At 46.4% G+C, this 17791-nt stretch carries 26 protein-coding genes; 16 read left to right on the forward strand and 10 right to left on the reverse strand.

The genetic code is table 11. The features are described 5' to 3' along the window. The first annotated feature begins 74 nt into the window (after nucleotides 1–74). Nucleotides 75–1328: an NADP-dependent isocitrate dehydrogenase gene (icd, locus tag C7M51_RS04755; RefSeq protein WP_160620733.1), complete on the forward strand. Its 1254-nt coding sequence runs from the start codon at nucleotides 75–77 to the stop codon at nucleotides 1326–1328. Between the two features lie 121 nt (nucleotides 1329–1449). Here icd and C7M51_RS04760 read toward each other — a convergent pair whose 3' ends face one another. The 10 genes from C7M51_RS04760 to C7M51_RS04805 all read right to left on the reverse strand — a co-directional run bounded on the left by C7M51_RS04760 (nucleotide 1450) and on the right by C7M51_RS04805 (nucleotide 7860). Beyond that, entirely contained in the window at nucleotides 1450–2583 is a 1134-nt protein-coding gene (locus C7M51_RS04760; RefSeq protein ID WP_160620734.1) for a site-specific integrase, read from the reverse strand. Continuing rightward, nucleotides 2558–2809, reverse strand: a complete 252-nt coding sequence (locus C7M51_RS04765) for an excisionase (protein ID WP_160620735.1) — start codon at nucleotides 2807–2809, stop codon at nucleotides 2558–2560. Before C7M51_RS04765 ends, C7M51_RS04760 begins: the two co-directional genes overlap by 26 nt. A gap of 72 nt (nucleotides 2810–2881) precedes the next feature. Then, nucleotides 2882–3379, reverse strand: coding sequence for a siphovirus Gp157 family protein (locus C7M51_RS04770; RefSeq protein ID WP_160620736.1), 498 nt, complete (start codon nucleotides 3377–3379; stop codon nucleotides 2882–2884). After that, the gene (locus C7M51_RS04775; protein WP_160620737.1) at nucleotides 3376–5430 is read right to left on the reverse strand and encodes a hypothetical protein; all 2055 of its coding nucleotides are present in this window, start codon (nucleotides 5428–5430) and stop codon (nucleotides 3376–3378) included. Before C7M51_RS04775 ends, C7M51_RS04770 begins: the two co-directional genes overlap by 4 nt. A gap of 14 nt (nucleotides 5431–5444) precedes the next feature. Then, complete coding sequence (locus tag C7M51_RS04780) at nucleotides 5445–5744, reverse strand: hypothetical protein (protein ID WP_160620738.1); 300 nt, start codon at nucleotides 5742–5744, stop codon at nucleotides 5445–5447. A gap of 144 nt (nucleotides 5745–5888) precedes the next feature. Beyond that, complete coding sequence (locus tag C7M51_RS04785) at nucleotides 5889–6041, reverse strand: hypothetical protein (protein WP_158233136.1); 153 nt, start codon at nucleotides 6039–6041, stop codon at nucleotides 5889–5891. Between the two features lie 71 nt (nucleotides 6042–6112). Further along, nucleotides 6113–6286 carry a DUF1482 family protein gene (locus C7M51_RS04790; protein ID WP_160620739.1) on the reverse strand — a complete coding sequence of 58 codons (174 nt, stop codon included), beginning with the start codon at nucleotides 6284–6286 and terminating at the stop codon, nucleotides 6113–6115. 22 nt (nucleotides 6287–6308) lie between these two features. After that, entirely contained in the window at nucleotides 6309–6503 is a 195-nt protein-coding gene (locus C7M51_RS04795) for a hypothetical protein (protein ID WP_160620740.1), read from the reverse strand. 330 nt (nucleotides 6504–6833) lie between these two features. Further along, nucleotides 6834–7103: a hypothetical protein gene (locus C7M51_RS04800; RefSeq protein ID WP_160620741.1), complete on the reverse strand. Its 270-nt coding sequence runs from the start codon at nucleotides 7101–7103 to the stop codon at nucleotides 6834–6836. Nucleotides 7104–7419: 316 nt separating this feature from the next. Beyond that, nucleotides 7420–7860 (reverse strand): helix-turn-helix domain-containing protein, encoded by a 441-nt coding sequence (locus C7M51_RS04805; RefSeq protein ID WP_160620742.1) that lies wholly within the window; start codon nucleotides 7858–7860, stop codon nucleotides 7420–7422. A 106-nt stretch (nucleotides 7861–7966) separates the two neighbouring features. Here C7M51_RS04805 and C7M51_RS04810 point away from each other — a divergent pair, with 106 nt between their 5' ends. From C7M51_RS04810 to C7M51_RS04880, 15 genes are all read left to right on the forward strand, one after another. After that, a complete protein-coding gene (locus C7M51_RS04810; protein ID WP_160620743.1) occupies nucleotides 7967–8218 on the forward strand; it encodes a transcriptional regulator in 252 nt (83 codons plus the stop codon). 10 nt (nucleotides 8219–8228) lie between these two features. Next, a complete protein-coding gene (locus C7M51_RS04815) occupies nucleotides 8229–8657 on the forward strand; it encodes a toxin YdaT family protein (RefSeq protein WP_160620744.1) in 429 nt (142 codons plus the stop codon). Nucleotides 8658–8673: 16 nt separating this feature from the next. After that, nucleotides 8674–8901 (forward strand): cell envelope biogenesis protein OmpA, encoded by a 228-nt coding sequence (locus C7M51_RS04820; protein WP_099707667.1) that lies wholly within the window; start codon nucleotides 8674–8676, stop codon nucleotides 8899–8901. A gap of 41 nt (nucleotides 8902–8942) precedes the next feature. Next, nucleotides 8943–9740 carry a hypothetical protein gene (locus C7M51_RS04825; protein ID WP_160620745.1) on the forward strand — a complete coding sequence of 266 codons (798 nt, stop codon included), beginning with the start codon at nucleotides 8943–8945 and terminating at the stop codon, nucleotides 9738–9740. A 2-nt stretch (nucleotides 9741–9742) separates the two neighbouring features. Next, complete coding sequence (locus C7M51_RS04830; RefSeq protein ID WP_160620746.1) at nucleotides 9743–10471, forward strand: ATP-binding protein; 729 nt, start codon at nucleotides 9743–9745, stop codon at nucleotides 10469–10471. A gap of 36 nt (nucleotides 10472–10507) precedes the next feature. After that, nucleotides 10508–10927 carry a zinc-finger-containing protein gene (locus C7M51_RS04835; protein ID WP_244323795.1) on the forward strand — a complete coding sequence of 140 codons (420 nt, stop codon included), beginning with the start codon at nucleotides 10508–10510 and terminating at the stop codon, nucleotides 10925–10927. Between the two features lie 14 nt (nucleotides 10928–10941). Next, entirely contained in the window at nucleotides 10942–11367 is a 426-nt protein-coding gene (locus C7M51_RS04840; protein ID WP_160620747.1) for a hypothetical protein, read from the forward strand. A 7-nt stretch (nucleotides 11368–11374) separates the two neighbouring features. Continuing rightward, on the forward strand, nucleotides 11375–12976 hold the full coding sequence (locus tag C7M51_RS04845; RefSeq protein WP_160620748.1) for a class I SAM-dependent methyltransferase: 1602 nt from the start codon (nucleotides 11375–11377) through the stop codon (nucleotides 12974–12976). A 28-nt stretch (nucleotides 12977–13004) separates the two neighbouring features. Further along, a complete protein-coding gene (locus tag C7M51_RS04850) occupies nucleotides 13005–13748 on the forward strand; it encodes a hypothetical protein (RefSeq protein ID WP_244323796.1) in 744 nt (247 codons plus the stop codon). Beyond that, nucleotides 13735–14856 carry a helix-turn-helix domain-containing protein gene (locus C7M51_RS04855; protein ID WP_160623569.1) on the forward strand — a complete coding sequence of 374 codons (1122 nt, stop codon included), beginning with the start codon at nucleotides 13735–13737 and terminating at the stop codon, nucleotides 14854–14856. Before C7M51_RS04850 ends, C7M51_RS04855 begins: the two co-directional genes overlap by 14 nt. A gap of 157 nt (nucleotides 14857–15013) precedes the next feature. Continuing rightward, nucleotides 15014–15202, forward strand: a complete 189-nt coding sequence (locus C7M51_RS04860) for a hypothetical protein (protein WP_160620749.1) — start codon at nucleotides 15014–15016, stop codon at nucleotides 15200–15202. Between the two features lie 95 nt (nucleotides 15203–15297). Then, the gene (locus C7M51_RS04865; protein WP_160620750.1) at nucleotides 15298–15891 is read left to right on the forward strand and encodes a DUF1367 family protein; all 594 of its coding nucleotides are present in this window, start codon (nucleotides 15298–15300) and stop codon (nucleotides 15889–15891) included. An 8-nt stretch (nucleotides 15892–15899) separates the two neighbouring features. Beyond that, complete coding sequence (locus tag C7M51_RS04870) at nucleotides 15900–16460, forward strand: phage N-6-adenine-methyltransferase (protein ID WP_160620751.1); 561 nt, start codon at nucleotides 15900–15902, stop codon at nucleotides 16458–16460. Between the two features lie 364 nt (nucleotides 16461–16824). Then, nucleotides 16825–17118 carry a DUF1364 domain-containing protein gene (locus C7M51_RS04875; protein ID WP_160620752.1) on the forward strand — a complete coding sequence of 98 codons (294 nt, stop codon included), beginning with the start codon at nucleotides 16825–16827 and terminating at the stop codon, nucleotides 17116–17118. Beyond that, nucleotides 17115–17765 (forward strand): antitermination protein, encoded by a 651-nt coding sequence (locus C7M51_RS04880; protein ID WP_160620753.1) that lies wholly within the window; start codon nucleotides 17115–17117, stop codon nucleotides 17763–17765. Before C7M51_RS04875 ends, C7M51_RS04880 begins: the two co-directional genes overlap by 4 nt. The last annotated feature ends 26 nt before the right edge of the window (nucleotides 17766–17791 follow it).

A 17791-nucleotide genomic window follows, 5' to 3' on the forward strand; every position in this document is an offset into this window, starting at 1 on the left:
TGGCGGCAATATTCAAGTAGTATTGACGCGCATCTTACAAATCATTAACAAAAAAGCGCTCGAAGGAGAGGTTAATGGAAAGCAAAGTAGTTGTTCCGGCGGAAGGTCAGAAAATCACTCTTGACGATCAGGGCAAACTGGTTGTGCCTGCTAATCCGATCATCCCTTATATCGAAGGTGACGGCATTGGCGTGGACGTATCGCCAGTGATGATCAAAGTGGTTGATGCCGCCGTGAAAAAAGCCTACAGCGGCGAGCGAAAAATTTCCTGGATGGAAATTTACACCGGTGAGAAGTCTACTCAGGTGTATGGCCCGGACGTATGGCTGCCGGAAGAAACCCTTGACCTGATTAAGGATTATCGCGTTGCCATTAAAGGCCCGCTGACGACCCCGGTTGGCGGCGGTATTCGTTCTCTGAACGTTGCACTACGCCAGCAGCTGGACCTTTACATCTGCCTGCGTCCGGTACGCTACTATCAGGGCACGCCAAGCCCGGTGAAGCGTCCGCAGGATACCGATATGGTTATCTTCCGTGAAAACAGTGAAGATATCTATGCGGGCATTGAGTGGAAAGCGGGTACGCCGGAAGCGGATAAAGTGATCAAGTTCCTGCGTGAAGAAATGGGCGTTAGCAAAATTCGCTTCCCGCAGCAGTGTGGTATCGGCGTGAAGCCTTGCTCGGAAGAGGGCACTAAACGTCTGGTGCGTGCGGCGATTGAATACGCTATCACCAACGATCGCGATTCTGTCACGCTGGTGCACAAAGGCAACATCATGAAGTTCACTGAAGGTGCCTTTAAAGACTGGGGTTACCAGCTGGCGCGTGAAGAGTTCGGTGGCGAGCTGCTGGACGGCGGCCCGTGGGTGAAAATCAAGAACCCGAATACCGGCAAAGAGATCGTCGTGAAAGACGTGATCGCCGACGCCTTCCTGCAACAGATCCTGCTGCGTCCGGCAGAGTACGACGTTATCGCCTGTATGAACCTGAACGGTGACTACATTTCCGACGCCCTGGCGGCGCAGGTTGGTGGTATCGGTATCGCGCCGGGTGCCAACATCGGTGACGAATGTGCACTGTTCGAGGCCACGCACGGCACCGCGCCGAAGTATGCGGGTCAGGACAAAGTAAACCCTGGTTCCGTTATTCTCTCCGCAGAGATGATGCTGCGTCATATGGGTTGGACAGAAGCCGCCGACTTAATTGTTAAAGGTATGGAAGGTGCGATTGCCGCTAAAACCGTAACCTATGACTTTGAACGTCTGATGGAAGGCGCTAAGCTGCTGAAATGTTCAGAGTTTGGCGACGCCATCGTTAAGCACATGTAAGTATTTTTGTTAACATACAGCCAACATAAATTGTTAATTTTATGTTGGCCTTTTGATCTCCTAATCTTTCCCCAAAACTTCCCCAAAACTCTTCCCCAAAACTGTATAAAAAAAGTACGGTTTAAACTGCGATTACCATCCACTCTTTCCCTCGATCATCGTTATATTTATCCGTCATTTTTTGTGATTTATGGCCCAGCAGTTTTTGCGTCTCCAGTCCTTGTTCCCGATACAGACGTTCAGACAGAGAACGTTGTTCATGGAACGTTGGCGCGGTTCCCTCCGGCCACGTTATGCCGCACCGGTTCCTGGCCTTTTTGAATGTGGTTGTGATGGAATTAGCCGAAACCCTGTCTCCCCGAACCGCCTGTGATGTGGTGTGTCGAAAATGTACCAGATACTGGCTTAGTACCGCATCCCGACACTTAGCCACGACTTCCCTCAGTGAAATATTGATCGCCCCACAGGTCAGATCCAGCGGGATAGCCAGACGTGAACCGGTTTTCTCCTGGGTAACGTGCAGCATGTCGCCCCAGATATCAGAAAACTTCATATTAGAAATGTCACCTATCCGCTGGCCAGTCACTAAAGCCAATAGCATTGCACACTGGAGGTAGGGCGGATGTTGTTCAGCGGCGGCATAAATGGTTTTCCACTCATCAAGCGACAAGCGCTGGCGTGTCACTCTGTTTCGAGGTTGTTTTGTTGCCTGTGCCGGGTTGTAGCCTGGCGGCACGTGTCCGGCGTGTTGCGCCTCTTTGAAAACGTCAATAATAGCCATCCTGACGACCTGAGCCATACGGTTATGCCCCCGTGCTTTCACGGCATCAATGATTTCTGCTACTTCCAGCGCAGTAACATCTTTCAGATAAAGCATCCCTGAATGTTGGCGCAATAATTCGACAGGCTTCTTCTTTTGTTTAACTGAGTTGATTTTTATTTCGCCTGTATCAAGGCGTTCCTGCTGGATTTCAAGGTAACGATCCAGCCAGGTTGTGACGGTGATAAATTCTCTTGATTCCCGCATTCGGGCAATTTTCTCGTTAACGCTCAGGATCTGACGTGTGCGCTGTTCGGCAATGATGTCGTTTGCTTCACAGGCGACTTGCTTTGCTTCCTCTTCGTTAGTGCCTAAGCTGTGGAATTTTCCGCTGATAGGGTGCTTATACTGCCAGTACACACGGCCCGTACGTTTATCAAGTTTGGCGTACAGGTTCGGGATCGTTATGTTATGGGTTCGTGGTCTTGCAGCCATCTTCGATAATCCTTCTCAATCTAGGGTTAGCGTTTGGTGCTATTTTCGGGGCTGCTAAAATGCCGGTAAAACGAGCATCACGATCAATCATCCATTCTTTACCAACTTTCACGGCTGGTGGTGCCATCATTCTGCCTTTGGCATAGTGTTTTAAAGTGCGTAGGCTAGGGGCTTTATCGCCAAACTCATCTTTAGCCCAATCTTCTAAGCTAACCATTCTGGCCATTGGTCATACCTCGATACGACCGGCCAACAGGTTAAAGCGCTGGCCGGTGTGGTTTTGATTTTTAAAAATCAGTTAGCGAACTGCGAGTGAAGGTGATCCGGTTTCAAGATGAGCACCGGGAATTTCTATACCCTCCTTGATCGCTTTTTTTATTTTGGCTTTATCCGGGGCAACAACGGTTGCCACATCGACATACTCATCAGGGATAGCGTTTTGGTTGTCGATAATCACACTGACTGAACCCGGTTTAACGGAGAAGGTATTGAAATCAGTTTTTAACGATTTCTTATCAGCGGCGATCAGACATTGCAGAGCGTATTTTTTAAGGCTGGCTGCATAGGTACTGAAGTGTTTCTCGCGTTGAGCGATTCGCTCACGCTCTGCCTTGCAAGTTGCAGCTTGTCCTTCGTACTCACGCATTAATCCCATCATGCCATCAAGTTTATCGGCCAGCGCACCCTCAAGACCCTCAAAGGTATCAGCCAGCATTTCAGGCGTCAGTTCGTCAGATTCCTGGGACAGTTCGAATAATTTACGGATGTCTGCTGCCAGTGAAATTGCTGTGCTCATGATTGCGCCTCCAGTTCTGCAATGCGCTTCTCGGTCAGTTTGTGAAGACTGAGAAGACGTTTTTTCAGGTAATCGGAATGCTGGCTATCGCCCGTGCTCTCGGCATTCTTACGATGGACATCAACTTCTCTCGCCATCGTTTCATACACTTTCTTGGCTTCGTTCGGTGTAACGGCACTTTCGATGGTATTAGCGACTTTGGTGATTTTCTCGTCCAGTTCTTTACGAAGACGTACGGTATCCCCGGCTTTTTCCCCGGCATTCTCGATGGCGAATTGAGCTGCGTTTTCCTGGCGATACTGTTGATCGTCAAACAGGCCGAGAAACACATCAGCAGATGAGCCAAGCTGAGAAAGTGCCTTTTTGGTTGCGTCTGTGAGTGATTTTTTTGGCGCTTCGCCATCGCTGATAAGGCCGTTTTTTGTGTTGTAAATATAGGGAGTGCAGCCATACGCAAAAATTTCGCCTTGTTTACCATCCAGCACGTACCACAGGCGTACTTTTGTTGTGTGGTTTACTTCGGTCAGGTAGCCACCAGCCCCATTAGGGATCACTTCTTTTACGAAATTTCCATCAGCACCTTTAACTGAGCGCATAATGGGTGCGCCATTATCAAAACGCTCTTCCAAAATCTCAATTTTCCAGTTGATACCTTGGGGGCCGAGTACCTTGGTGGCTTGCATTACCATATAGGTACCGTTGATCGATGTGCCGCCACCATTCGTTGCGAATGCTTTGGTGAATCGTTCGTCGGTTCTGTGAAGTTTGCGCCAAAGACTGAGGTTGTCCTGTATGTCCTGCGGTTGATCCGCAATTTCTTTTTCAACCTGTGTCGCACGTTGTTGGAAATTGTCGGCAGCAATGTCACAAGGCGCAGTAACCACCACAGGGGTAGCTTCCGGTATTTTTACTGGATCATTAGAATGCTCTGTTACTGGTTTTTCTGTATCATTTGGAGCGCTGGTATCGTTTGCTGGTTCAGCGCTCGAACCAATCAGGCCGTCAATGCTGAATTTCCCACCACCCAAATTATGTACTTCCGTTTTTTTCCCTTCATTTGAGGTGGTTTGCTGCGTACTCTCAACTTCTTGTTGCTCGTCGCCACGGACGGGTTGGATGGTATCTTCAAAAACCATACCACAGCGTTCTGTAAGGCATTTGCGAATGTATTCCTTACGTAAAGCAGCATCAGTAGCGAACGTATCGAACTTCATACCAGCGGATACCAGTTCGAAAATTGTTTCATCATCGACGTCCAGAATGTCTACGATAACCCGCAGAGACGCGCTCCACATTCGCCAGGTCTGATCCCGGCCATTGATAAGCGCCCGGGCATTCTTCACATCAGAAGCTTTGGCATCGGCGCGTTTAACGCCGTTAAGCGCTAATGCTATTACCAGATCAAGCAAGTCGTAGGTACGACGCTCGGTTGATTCCCGCTCTCCTGGTCTTGTTGCTACCCATTTTTCAGCAAACGCCTGCACATCATCGGGGTTATCATCCGGTGGCGTCCGGGCGCGGAGGGCGGTAAGCAAATTATCAACGGATGCAGGGAACATATTTTTAACGGCGGTAACGCGGCAAAGGCCATCTATCACCGCGCGAATATCTTCCGGTGCTTCTTCGTCATTCAGCATGTCGTAGGCGTTTGACAAATACTCCTGATTTACAGTTTCCGGCACTGCGCCATACATGACGATATAGGCAATTCGCACATCAGCAGGGAGATCGAAAATAACGGCAGGTTCTTTGTTATTTGGATCTTCTGCTACTATTAAATCAAAACATTTATTTTCTTCATTCCATGTGTGATTTGACATCCATTCTTCATCGAATTCATTAACAGATGGATGCTCTATGCCGTCACGATAAAGACTGATTTTAGGTTTGAAGTAGTTATTTCCTGAGTCAGGGAAACTTTCTTCTAATGCTACAGAGGCTTTCATCTCGGCCAGCTTTTCATTTTTAGCCTCAACTGCAATAGCAAGTGCCACGGTTCCGGTGGCTAAGGCTGATTTCTTTGGTATGAATCCACAAATATATAATGCCATTGGTCATTCCTCGCTTATTTATGTTCAATGCAACGTAAGGATTGAATTTTTCCCTCAATTATCTGTACTTTTGCATGTGCATCGGAAAGTATTTTTCTTTTCGATTCCTCCAGATGATTAATTTCCCCTTGTGTTAAATCGACAGATGGTATGTCAATTGATAAATCATGAGTTGTTAATAAAATAGTTGCTACATTGTCATTGCTTATTGGTTCATAATCTAAAACCCTGATGCTGAAATTATCTTCCCAGGAATATTTTTGTGCTGCAATGAATAATACCTTGTTGATTGATGATGGAAGGGTTGTTTGCATGATTACCTCGTAGTGTTATACTCCCTGAGTCCAATGGTGGAAGCCATTGGTCATACCTCGCTGGAGTCGGTTTGGTCGCTGACTCCGCCGTCACCGGGACGTTAAGCCGGTAGACTGGCCCGCTTTGTGCGGGCCTTTTTACGGCTACTCTTCCTCGCCGCCAATCGCTACGCTAATTTCGTTAGCGAGTGATAGCCCATCGTTGCCTACCTCATCACAATGTTTGACAAAATCACTCCATTGGGAATCGATAAATTGACGTAATACAGTTGATTGAAATTCATCAAGTTCAAACATATCTTTATTCCTGTATGTATTCGTGTTTATAAAGCCTCACACATTAACGCCCATGAAAATGTAAGAGGGGTTTATTTCTGATGGATGATGCTTTCTACTTCGTAACAGTTGCCGTTAAAAATACGCCTCTCATAAATAACCTTTTCACACTCCTGCTTAGAATCATAAATTTCATAAATAACGTCTTTGCATGTTTCATGCGCAGGACATACTGTTACAACTAATGCGAATAATAGTTGTTGCATATATTCCCCTGGTGTTGGGATTTTAATGTGTTCCTGCAAGCTCAAATTCTTTGGGAATATGCATTGATTCAAATTCACGCCTTACAGCTTTTACATTGCCTACAGGCTGAAAGTGATAACGCTGATTTATGTAGTTATAAGATCCGAGCCACACGGATCCAGTACGGTTGTTACGTAATTGAACCTGTTTACCACTGTTAGGAATAATACTTGCCATTGGTCATACCTCGTTGCCTGGGTATTTAGCTAACTGTGGGCGGTAATCATGGACTTTATGCACACAGCGATAAGCGGTCGGTTCTCCGTCACCACAGTCGGCTAAATTTGTATAGAATATGCCGGGAATTTTAGCCACGCCCGGCGCGTGGTATCCTTATCGGAGTTCAAACCAGATAAGGAAAAGTCATGAATCAGTCTGCAATGCCAACTCCGCTTGAAACAGCAGTGAAACTTGTATTTTCAGGTATCTTTATTTCACTTTCCCCGGTTCAGCGTACTTCAGCCCTCACCATGACGGAAAAGTTACTGAATGATTTCTCAATTCCTGTTACTGAACAGTCTCAGGAAATGTACGATTATAGCCAGCAGGTTGAAGAGATAGTTTATCGGCTATTGCGCGGTCTACCGATTCCAGACGCAACTGGATCTCATTGATCAGATTTGATTTACTCTCCAGAAGAAGTACATTTTCTGAACTAAGAGCCTCTTTAGCAATCCAGATGCGGGCTTCGGTGCCTGCATTTGGTTCAATTTTCTGTAGGCGCTTTGCGTCTTCCAGAAGAAGTGCGATAACGTGTTTCAGTTCTTCATTACTCATAAATCCTCCGCACATTTTTAACATTGGTCATACCTCGCCCGTCTTTCCGGGGTGTCAGAACTTTTACCCATATCAGCCTGCTGTGCCGTATTTCTCGCGATTCACCCGGTGTTTCATACGCTCGCCGGTAGCTACTTCGTGGGCTTTCCTTGCCTTATCGCGTTGGCTGCTTGCCGTTGATGGGTTGAATTAAACCATAGGCTTAATGGTCTATCAAGTCATTGGGTTAATAAATTTTAAGCTATAGGGTTAACTCAATGATATTTAGGCGAAAAAAAACCGGCATAAGCCGGTCGTTCATGTTGATAAAAGCTAGTTATTTTTCTTTTTTGGCCTGTATGATTTCATCAAGCTTTCTGTTTTTCAATAACTCATTGAAAAGACTGTCATAATTTTTAACCATCTCTTGCAAGGCTGCGATTTGGTTATCTTTAGCGCTTTCTGGAAGCCTTTCAAAAAGAGTTATAAGTAGCTTTTGACGCTCTGTTAATACTAACGGTTGAAAATCATCATCAAGCAAAACCTCTCCGACATCTACTTCATCACCTAACAGCCAGGATAGTGATACGCCGAATGCCTCAGCAATTTTTTTAGCTGATTCTTTACTGATACTACCGTTCTTAAACCACTTTCCTGCGGACTGAGGCGTCACACCACAAATACGAGCAAGGGCAGATTTGTTTACCCCTGTCTTTTTCATCAGTTGATGGAGCCGCGCTGCTAAGGGCGGGGTCTTTTCATCTATTTCTTTTTTCATATCAAAAGTATAAACCAAAGGCTTAGTAATAAAAATAACCCACAGGCTTGATTTTTTATTAAGCTTATGGCTTAATTTGAGTGTCGTTTAATACAGAGGTTTAGATATGACCAAGAATGCTTTAGAACGAGCCATTGATTCCGCAGGATCCGCTCGGTTATTTGCTGAGAGATTGAACATTACCGAGCAGTCAGTTGGTAGATGGAAGAACAAGTACAAAGGCAATGTACCACCTGGCCGTGTATTAGAGGTGTACCGTATTTCCGGTATTACTCCACATGAGCTTCGTCCCGATCTGTACCCAAATCCAACTGATGGCCTACCACCAGATCATCAGAGTACACCAGCAGGAGCATAAAAACTGACTTATGGAAATCAATCATGAAGCCATTTGCATTGAGCTACGCCGTTGGGCCAGTGCAACAAAACGGGAAACGGTAGCGGCTGAGATAACCCAGTGTTATTTCGATCTCGGCGGTGGGGATTTACCTCTGTATCCGGTAGAAGCCCCTGGTGCAACACACAACAACATGCAGAACATCTTCCGTTGGCTTGATGGCGATAGCCGGAAGGCGAGGGCGAAGATTGATGAGTTGAAGCCCGCGATCCTTAAAGCACTGGAGCACCGCAGGAACGGGACGATCCAATATCAGGTAGCACTGGCGCAAAAAGAATGCGCTGAGGCGATTAGCGCGGCATTGCTGGAACTACCGGATGTTGATAAGGAAATCAGCGATGCAATTGAGGCATTGCATGTGCTGAGAAAGAGACCATCTGGCGGTATTTACTGCTGGTGACAACGAGGTATGACCAATGGCTAATTTTACGAGAGAACAGGTCGAGACGCAGATCCGCGATCACCTGGTTCGTGATGGATTCTCTGTCGATATTGCTCGTTCAGCAGCATTTCGCGGGGCAGATCATTATATGAGCAGACCCAACGCAACAATAGCAAGCTGTATTGCTATCGCTAAAACATATGCCAGACCGCTGAAACGGGTTAAAGGGAAGCAAGGTTGCAACGTCAATTCGCGCAAATAGTAACGCTGTTAGCGTTACAGAATTAAAACACTGAGGCTTCTATGGCGTCCAGTTGGATAAAAATTGAGGTGATAACTCCGGATAAACCCGAGGTGTACCAACTTGCCGAATTGTTGGACATAGATCCAGATGCTGCATTGGGCAAACTGGTGCGCCTTTGGGCATGGGCTGATCAACAAACAATTGATGGTAACGCAAAGTGTAACGCAGCAAGCGTTACCAAAAATGCCGTTGACCGGATCACATTTGTGCGTGGGTTTGCTGATGCGCTAATTCGAGTTGGATGGTTGGCGGTTGAGGGTGATACGTTAATTTTCCCTAAATTTGAACGGCATAATGGTAATTCCTCGAAAAAACGAGCACTTACAAATGATCGTGTTACAAAAATGCGCGAAATGAAACGCAATGAAAACGCAAACAGTAACGTTCATGGCGTTACAGGGGGAGATCAAAAAGCGTTACCAGAGGAAGAGGAAGAGATAGATATAAAAGATCCCCCCTTAAATCCCCCCAAGGGGAAAGTAGCCACGAAGAAATTTAATCCGCTGGAAATTGATTTACCGGACTGGCTATTCCCTGAACTATGGGCTGAATGGGTCGAGTTTCGCAGGGCATTGCGTAAGCCGATTAAGACATCCCAGGGAGCGAACGGGGCCATTCGTGAGCTTGATAAATTCAGGGGACAAGGCATTTCGCCTGAGGTGGTCATTCGGCATAGCATCGCCAACGAATATCAAGGGTTGTATGCCCCCGGAGGACGGGTCATAGCGAATGGTGGCAGGGATGTTAATAAAATTTCATCGCCAGATGTTTCCATTCCACCTGGTTTCAGGGGGTAACTATGCGCGACATTTCGGCAGTTTTTAAACGATTGCAGAATATCATCCCGTCAGGCGTAAGCCCCAAATTTACCAGCGCGGAAGATCTTATGGCCTGGCACCTTGAGGAAGGGCGAAAGTACAGTGAAAACCTGATGCGCGAAAATCATCGGACACGTATGGAAAAAATATTCGGTAGATCAGGGATCCGCGAGCGTTATCAAAAATGTACGTTCAAAAATTACCATGTTGAGAATGATGGGCAAAGACGAGCGCTTACTCTGGCTAAATCGTGGTTGGCAAATTTTGGCTCTGGCTGTGTCAGCTTTGTTTTTAGTGGTTCAACAGGTACAGGAAAAAATCATTTATCGGCTGCTATCGGGAACGCACTACTGGAGCAGGAAAAAACAGTATTAATTATAACGGTGGCGGATCTTATGCTTGAGGTTCGAGCTAGTTATAACGGTGGTAAGAGTGAAGATGAATTATTAACTGAACTATGCCGCGTTGATTTACTGGTACTTGATGAAGTTGGGGTGCAGCGTGACACAAAAAATGAATTTGTCGTTTTGCATCAAATTATTGACCGACGCACCGCCATGATGAAACCAGTAGGTGTTCTCACCAATCTTAACCATGCTGATTTATCCGGGGTGCTTGGCCCTCGCGTAATGGATCGCCTGATGATGGATAGTGGTGTTTGGATAAATTTTAATTGGGAGAGTTATCGAAGCCGTCTGAAGAGTAAATAATATTTTTTAATTAAATAATTATGTGAGGAATTACCAATGTCTTTAAACGTTAAATCAAACACGATGAATATTAATCGTGAGGTCTTTTGTGATTACTGCGGTGAATATGCCCGGCTGGTAACTGGTCGGAAAATATATCCACAGCGTAGAGATCTTGCTGACAAGTTTTTTTGGGAATGTGAGCCGTGCCGTGCACATGTTGGCTGTCACCGGGATAGTGATGCGCTTCCACTGGGACGCCTTGCTAACGCGGAATTACGAGCAGCAAAACGAATTGCACATGCAGCGTTTGATCCGCTTTGGAAAGAGTTTGGCATGAGGCGCGGGGATGCCTATTCGTGGCTGGCTGAACAACTTGGCATCCCAGGAGCAAAGTGCCACATCGGTATGTTTGACGTAGATCAATGCCGTCAAGTGCAGAAGGTAGCAACGGACTATAAAAATTCACTGTTGTAATCGAGGTATGACCAATGTCCTTAGAAATTAATACATTAATCAAAGAGCGCCGTTACGTTAGCGATGATGGCTGCGACTATTGTGCAACGTTTATCGATAACTGGAATGCGGCTGCGCGGGCGCGGTCAGGGGCCTGTTATCAACCACCAGTTAAACCGCCTGTGGTTTGCAGCCCGAAAACAGAAACGGGTGCTGTTGTGAAGATAGGCAACCGCAATGTCTACGGTCGCAAGGTTATAACGAGTGTTTACCAGCTTCACCATTCTGGCCGGTCAGCAGTCCAAATTGCTCACATGTTGAAAATGCCGGTTTACAGGGTTGAGCACTTACTCAAACGAGGAACCAGTGTGCGCCGCGAGATTTTCCGGCAGGTTTCGACCCAACCACTCCCGACCGAGGCTGAAATTATGCGTTGCCTCGCCGCAGAATCTAAGGCGTGAGGTAAGTATGAGTAATTTAATTTTAGGTGATGATTTTTTTGCCTCTGCACCTTCCGATCTGGTTGATAATCTGATTGGCCGATATAAATCTACCAGGGTAAAAATAGAAAGTCTTGCTGGTGTGCTTAACGGCTCAGACGGTTCAGAAGTGCTCCCTTATTTCTTGCGCGGTAATCAGGGTAGCAATGAACGTTATATCAGACCCGTAGCAGATATATTTAAACTCGAAGGGGCTATTGCTAATTTAAACGCTTCTTACTGGCAGCAGGCATTATCTCTTACTGATGTTTACGAATATATGCCGCAAAAGCGACGGGATGAGTGGAACGATCAGATACGTGAAATGAAAACGCCGGAATTTGAAGAAGAAACCGTTCGACCGACAATCATGTCACTGCTTAATTCCCGACAGAAATTCTTTAGTGAGCGCGTTGACGGTATTTTCAGAGCCTTATCCGGGGAGCACGTAACCAACCGCCCGGAGGGTTTTAGTAAGAGAATGATCCTCTACGTCATAGGTAATTTTGGCCTGACGCACAGCAACGTAGGGTATCTGAACGATCTGCGTACGGTAATAGCTAAATTTATGGGACGTGACCAACCGGTCTATTCAAGCACTGACCCGATAATTAAAGCCGCTTACAGGAAAACAGGGCAATGGCTAACGATTGATGGCGGCGCTTTACGTATTCGTTGTTACCTCAAAGGCACTGCTCATCTTGAAGTGCATCCTGATATGGCTTGGCGTCTTAATTGTGTGCTTGCCAGCTTGTACCCGGCTGCGATCCCCGCTGAATTTCGCCAGAAACCGAAAAAGCGATTAAAAGAGTTCACGATGATGGAACGCCCGTTACCGTTCGCCGTTATCAACGTACTCGTAGGAATGAAAAAAGAGCGTATTGCATGGATGGATAGTTCTGGCCAACGGCGTGAAGGTGTCACCGATAACCCGCACAGCAGGTATCTGGATTATTCCCACCGTGATAATGCCGTTCAGAGCGAAGTTGAAAAGGTGCTGGCATTTATAGGCGGTGTCAAAATGTCGAAGAATGGACACTTCTGGTTCGAATTCGACTATGACCCCGATGATGTTATTTCCGAGATAGTCGCTTCTGGTTGTATTCCTGAGCATAAATCACACCAGTTTTACCCAACACCAGATCATCTGGCGCAGCGTTGCATAGATTTGGCAGGGATAGAATCTCACCACTCTTGCCTGGAACCGAGCGCCGGGCATGGTGCTATTGCTGATCTTCTTACCGAGGGGAAAACAACGTGCGTAGAAATATCCCCCCTGAATTGCAAGGTGCTGGAAAGCAAAGGGCACCGGGTATTTAACGCTGATTTTCTTAAATGGTCGGAGCAGGGTGGTTGTTTTGATCGGATAGTAATGAACCCTCCGTTCAGCGAAGGACGAGCATTGGCGCATCTGAACGCGGCAGCATCACTAACCAAAACCGGTAGTAGGCTGGTGGCGATTCTGCTTTCGAGCATGAAAGGTAAGGATCTGTTGCCAGGATGGAGCATTGACTGGTCGGAAATCATCACCAATGAGTTCGCCAATACCAGCGTTTCAGTAGTGATTTTGACTGCCACTAGAGAGGTATAGTCTCATAACACATAGGCTGGTATTAAATATGGCAAAGAGAAATATGGGGTTGACAAAAACCAATAAAAACGAAAAGATTGGGTTTACTAATCCAGAAATTGGCGAAAAGATAATGACCGAATCCACAAAACTTATACCTTGCTATGAAATTCAACCCAACTTGGATGTACCTTCTGTAAAAAGATTGTTGCAGTCCATCGCTGATGTTCTGGGTGGCCTTTGGTTTAACATGCATGAGCTTGATGATCGTTGGATTACCGGGTGTCGGGCTTATGGGTGGGTAAAAAATTACCTTGATATCAATCAAGGTAAGATCCCAGGGGTTAAAATGATCAGTACATCGATGGACTTCGTTTTCACCTTAAACGATGCGCCGCTTCAGTTTGTCACTGATCGCCTCGATACACCCAGGAAGCGCCATCGTCTTTTAATAAATGATGTTGAATCAAGGCAGCTATCTTTCTTGTTTGAGCAAGAATCTGCCGAGCAACATCATCCACATGCGCAGGATGTTACCTGGCGGGTGTATGCTGACAAATTTTTTGCCACGGACGATGAGAATGAACCACCGACTTGGGTTTTGACATTGGTTGGGTTTGATTTATCAAACCGCCAGGTAAGCAAATTTGAATTACAATCTAGAGTGACAACACCGATTCAGTCTGTGAATACTGAACATTTACCTGCGCCTGTTGAAACTCCACCAACTCAATTACAACGTCGTGTTAAAAACGATAAGAAGCATGATAGTGGAAAAAATGGGACTGTTTGATTTACATAAACAGTATCGAGGTGATCGGCTGAAACTGGCTCGTCTGGCTAAAGGTATGTCAGGTGATGAGGTTGCTTCTGCTTTAAACGTAACTAAACAATTTATTAGTAAATTAGAGCGAGGTTATCCACCTAGCGAAAGTAATATATCTGAGCTTGCTGAAATTTTAGACGTGGAGTCAGACTTTTTTTTCACTCCACGCCCTCAGCCTATGGATAGTGATCATTGCCATTTCAGGAGCAGACGTTCGCGAACCCAAACGTTGACGAATAGTATTTTGGCTCGAGCAGAAATTTTGGATGAGTTTATCGGTGTTTTGGAGCAAGAGGTTGTTCTTCCGACACTAAACCTGCCTGATATCTCTCATTTTCCAATAAATAATGATGATGATATTGAGCGTGTTGCTGAAGAGTGCCGCCGTTATTGGGGATTGGGGCTTGGCCCAATTTTATCTATGGTCAACCTTGTTGAAAGTATCGGAATTGTAGTTGCTCATGTTTCTGATGTTGACGACAGGGTGGATGCATTTACAGTTAATAATGTTCGGCCTCTTATAATTCGAAATAGTGCAAAATCTAGCGTATGTAGATTTCGTTCTGATATCGGCCATGAGTTAGGACACCTTGTTTTGCATGAGGGAATTGTTACTGGAGACAAGTTGACTGAACATCAGGCCGACCATTTTTCCAGCGCATTTATGGTTCCAAGGGTTTCTTTTATGAATGAATTTCCTAAAATGCGAGGAAGTCATTTTGACTGGAATGCTCTTGAAGAGTTTAAGGTTCGCTGGCGGATAAGTCTAAGAATGTGTCTGTATCGCGCATCTGTTTTAGGATTGATCACACCTGAAAAAATGAGGAAAGGTTTCATTTATCTTAATTCAAAAGGCCATGTTTCTCGTGAGCGTGGGGATGAGCTTATTCCATCAGAGGAACCAGGTGTTATTAATCAGGCGGTTCATATGCTCGATGAACACACATGGACGGAAGTATTGAATAAATCTATGATTAAGTCTGAATTTGTTAAAGAGATGTTTTCAATTAACAGACCTGTTCTTCCAGAGGATCCAAAGCTCGTCTCTTTTTATAGATACAAGAATTTTGGTTGATAATTAGCCAAATAGTAAAATTATCAATTAAGGAAAAGGCAAAAACCTTTTTGCGGCAGAGGGTTATCTCGTTAACAATGAGGTAGCGCGTAGGCATGGAAGCCAAAACAAGGATCGGCCCCCGCAAGGGGAGATTCAACCGCAAGAGGTTGCTGTTATGGATAAATATTTGTATGAGTTGCCGATAAAGTTACCAGCAAAAGGTTGTACGTTGGTTTACACCGATAACGGGGTGGTAACCGCTGCTGTGGTGAAACGTCCCGATCAGTATGTGGCAACGGTTGATGAGTTCTTTGAGCTGGCTAAAGCAGCATGTTTTCCAGTAGATCCACCAGCAGAAGAGTAGAGCACCGCCCGGAATAGCGCTATACTACGTTCGCCAGCATGAACAACTGGCAACCCTGAATCAGTACTGTTGTGCCATCAACCCGAGAGGCGAAGATGGCACAGTTAGCATTTATCAAATCGAGCAACACAACACTGATACCGGCATCGCCCGATACCGGCGATTTTTTGCATCATAAAATCAAGATCGGCGCAGTGTTACACGCGGATTTTAAAAAAGTACGCAACCCCAAATTTCACCGTCTTTACTTTTCACTTCTCAATCTTGGCTTCGAATACTGGACACCGACAGGCGGCACAATTTCCCCCGACGAGAAAAGCCTGATCCGTGGTTATTCGAGATACCTGATCAATCTGGTAGCACACGATAGCATCATTCTTGAGTGCGAAACTGATTATCTAAAATCAGTTATGGAGCAGCGGGCTGATCGCGTGACCCTGCTTAAATCCTTTGATGCCTTTCGACGTTGGACGACCATCCAGGCGGGTTATTTTCAACTTTTGCAAATGCCTGATGGCGCAATCATCAAGGAACCCAAGTCGATCTCATTCGCGAACATGGACGATACGGAATTCGCTGAACTCTACAAAGCCACGCTGAATACCCTTTGGCACTTTATCCTCAACAAAACATTCAGCACCCCGGCTGCGGCAGAGAATGCCGCCAGTCAGTTGCTGAGTTATGCGTGAGGTGGGCTATGGCTGATTTTGGTGGAAGTAACACTCCGGTTGATATTAAGGATTTGTGGCGGACTCCGGCTGAATTATTTGCAGCTCTCAATGAGGAATTCAACTTTGTCGGGGATGTCGCTGCCAGTGATGAAAACAATCTGCATGAATGTTATCTGACCAGTGAAGATGACGCGCTTTCGCTGGACTGGCGGGGGTTATTTTCCCCTGGATATTTGTTTTGTAATCCACCGTATAGCGATATAACACCGTGGGTAAATAAATCCCAAGAGGCTGTAAAGGGCGGTATTGGCGTAGTGATGCTGGTTCCGGCTGATACGTCAGTAGGTTGGTTCCGCATAGCGCTAACCGATGTCAGCGAGATCCGGTTTATTACCGGTGGCAGAATTTCTTTTGTCCGAGCCGATACCTGTCAGGTTGTCAATGGCAATAACAAGGGGTCGATGCTGCTTGTGTGGCATCCAGCGCGGCGTGTTGCAGGAATCACAAAATATATTGATCGTGACGAGTTAATACAGCGTGGAAAAGTTTTCCTCGAACAGAAAGAAATGTGTGGGGTGGCAGTATGAAAAACGAACCCTGCATGTTCTGCGGTGCACCGTCCACGTTGCTTTGCGACGGACATCTCGGTTATCCCCCGCATAAATCAGAACCGGAGTTGATCTCCCCCTTTGAACCCTATACCTGCGATGCTCCGATGTGTTCTGGCTGTGCCACAAACGCCGGGTGTTACCACATTTGTATACGTGGACATAAACGCGGTTGCATCCACGACACGACTGATTATTGCCCTGCATGTGCCGTGTTACCGCGCACCAACCGCCGCATTATTCACACGCCAGAGCAGGCTCGAACGATCCGTGCCGCTCATTGGCTGAGTGCCCCGACTGAGTACCAGAAACGCCAGCGAATTATCCAGGGGGGAGGTCAGCAATGTCTCGATCTGTGAATTTTCGAAAGGAAGCCCGTGGGCGTGAATGCCAGATTCGGATCCCTGGGGTTTGTAACGGCAACCCGGAAACCGTAGTTCTGACCCATTTCAGACTTGCGGGTACGTGCGGTACCGGGATCAAGCCGCCAGATATACAGGCTGCATGGGGCTGTAGCGGGTGCCATGACGAATGTGATCGCCGCACACACTATATCGATAACGAAACTGCTCGTCTGTTTCATGCCGAGGGCGTGATGCGTACGCAATATATTCTCATTGCTGAGGGAAAACTATGAGGCTCAAATATGCACTGACAATCGCGGATCCCAAATCAGCCCAAATTGTGGCATATCAGGCGCGATCAACCGGCAACAGCCATTTAACCAAAGTTGATGTGATGACGGCACTGGGTATGACTCAGGCAAGGCACCGGGGAGGGCTATGTCTGCTGTACGCAAAATATACGAAAGATGCTGATGCCGGTCGCACCGCATTGATCGAACTGACCAAATACGCCCGGACTCAGGCACGGAAGTATGTTGGAAAAATTCCCGGCAGGCGTGGCGCTATTACGATTCGCACACTAGCTATGTTGGCGCTGGAAGAATACTGTCGAACCGCCGATACTCCTGGTGCCAAGTGTCGCTGTGGTGGCAGTGGTGAAGTTTGTGATCGGAAAGAAACTGATCGCACGGGAAGATTGGTTATTATCCCCTGTAAGAAATGCCACGGTACCGGATTAAGGCCAATATCCCAAACGCGGGCGCACCACGCTATAGTAGCGCTGATCCCCGGCGTATCCAGGGCAACCTGGTACAGAGTATGGTCGCGCTTTTACGAAGCGTTACTGGCGTGGTGCTATTCGCAGGAATCAATCGCAGAATCGGAGTATCAGCACATCACCGGGATGTCTGAATTGAATAAAGAAATCATTGCAAAATGAGACAATTTGCCCTAAATTGACACCCA

The organism is Mixta intestinalis (genome assembly GCF_009914055.1).
Taxonomy (GTDB): Bacteria; Pseudomonadota; Gammaproteobacteria; order Enterobacterales; family Enterobacteriaceae; genus Mixta; species Mixta intestinalis.

Coding starts and splice junctions, on each gene's coding strand:
- icd (WP_160620733.1), top strand. CDS start 75: ATGGAAAGCAAAGTAGTTGTTCCGGCGGAAGGTCAGAAAATCACTCTT.
- C7M51_RS04760 (WP_160620734.1), bottom strand. CDS start 2,583: ATGGCTGCAAGACCACGAACCCATAACATAACGATCCCGAACCTGTAC.
- C7M51_RS04765 (WP_160620735.1), bottom strand. CDS start 2,809: ATGGCCAGAATGGTTAGCTTAGAAGATTGGGCTAAAGATGAGTTTGGC.
- C7M51_RS04770 (WP_160620736.1), bottom strand. CDS start 3,379: ATGAGCACAGCAATTTCACTGGCAGCAGACATCCGTAAATTATTCGAA.
- C7M51_RS04775 (WP_160620737.1), bottom strand. CDS start 5,430: ATGGCATTATATATTTGTGGATTCATACCAAAGAAATCAGCCTTAGCC.
- C7M51_RS04780 (WP_160620738.1), bottom strand. CDS start 5,744: ATGCAAACAACCCTTCCATCATCAATCAACAAGGTATTATTCATTGCA.
- C7M51_RS04785 (WP_158233136.1), bottom strand. CDS start 6,041: ATGTTTGAACTTGATGAATTTCAATCAACTGTATTACGTCAATTTATC.
- C7M51_RS04790 (WP_160620739.1), bottom strand. CDS start 6,286: ATGCAACAACTATTATTCGCATTAGTTGTAACAGTATGTCCTGCGCAT.
- C7M51_RS04795 (WP_160620740.1), bottom strand. CDS start 6,503: ATGGCAAGTATTATTCCTAACAGTGGTAAACAGGTTCAATTACGTAAC.
- C7M51_RS04800 (WP_160620741.1), bottom strand. CDS start 7,103: ATGAGTAATGAAGAACTGAAACACGTTATCGCACTTCTTCTGGAAGAC.
- C7M51_RS04805 (WP_160620742.1), bottom strand. CDS start 7,860: ATGAAAAAAGAAATAGATGAAAAGACCCCGCCCTTAGCAGCGCGGCTC.
- C7M51_RS04810 (WP_160620743.1), top strand. CDS start 7,967: ATGACCAAGAATGCTTTAGAACGAGCCATTGATTCCGCAGGATCCGCT.
- C7M51_RS04815 (WP_160620744.1), top strand. CDS start 8,229: ATGGAAATCAATCATGAAGCCATTTGCATTGAGCTACGCCGTTGGGCC.
- C7M51_RS04820 (WP_099707667.1), top strand. CDS start 8,674: ATGGCTAATTTTACGAGAGAACAGGTCGAGACGCAGATCCGCGATCAC.
- C7M51_RS04825 (WP_160620745.1), top strand. CDS start 8,943: ATGGCGTCCAGTTGGATAAAAATTGAGGTGATAACTCCGGATAAACCC.
- C7M51_RS04830 (WP_160620746.1), top strand. CDS start 9,743: ATGCGCGACATTTCGGCAGTTTTTAAACGATTGCAGAATATCATCCCG.
- C7M51_RS04835 (WP_244323795.1), top strand. CDS start 10,508: ATGTCTTTAAACGTTAAATCAAACACGATGAATATTAATCGTGAGGTC.
- C7M51_RS04840 (WP_160620747.1), top strand. CDS start 10,942: ATGTCCTTAGAAATTAATACATTAATCAAAGAGCGCCGTTACGTTAGC.
- C7M51_RS04845 (WP_160620748.1), top strand. CDS start 11,375: ATGAGTAATTTAATTTTAGGTGATGATTTTTTTGCCTCTGCACCTTCC.
- C7M51_RS04850 (WP_244323796.1), top strand. CDS start 13,005: ATGGCAAAGAGAAATATGGGGTTGACAAAAACCAATAAAAACGAAAAG.
- C7M51_RS04855 (WP_160623569.1), top strand. CDS start 13,735: ATGGGACTGTTTGATTTACATAAACAGTATCGAGGTGATCGGCTGAAA.
- C7M51_RS04860 (WP_160620749.1), top strand. CDS start 15,014: ATGGATAAATATTTGTATGAGTTGCCGATAAAGTTACCAGCAAAAGGT.
- C7M51_RS04865 (WP_160620750.1), top strand. CDS start 15,298: ATGGCACAGTTAGCATTTATCAAATCGAGCAACACAACACTGATACCG.
- C7M51_RS04870 (WP_160620751.1), top strand. CDS start 15,900: ATGGCTGATTTTGGTGGAAGTAACACTCCGGTTGATATTAAGGATTTG.
- C7M51_RS04875 (WP_160620752.1), top strand. CDS start 16,825: ATGTCTCGATCTGTGAATTTTCGAAAGGAAGCCCGTGGGCGTGAATGC.
- C7M51_RS04880 (WP_160620753.1), top strand. CDS start 17,115: ATGAGGCTCAAATATGCACTGACAATCGCGGATCCCAAATCAGCCCAA.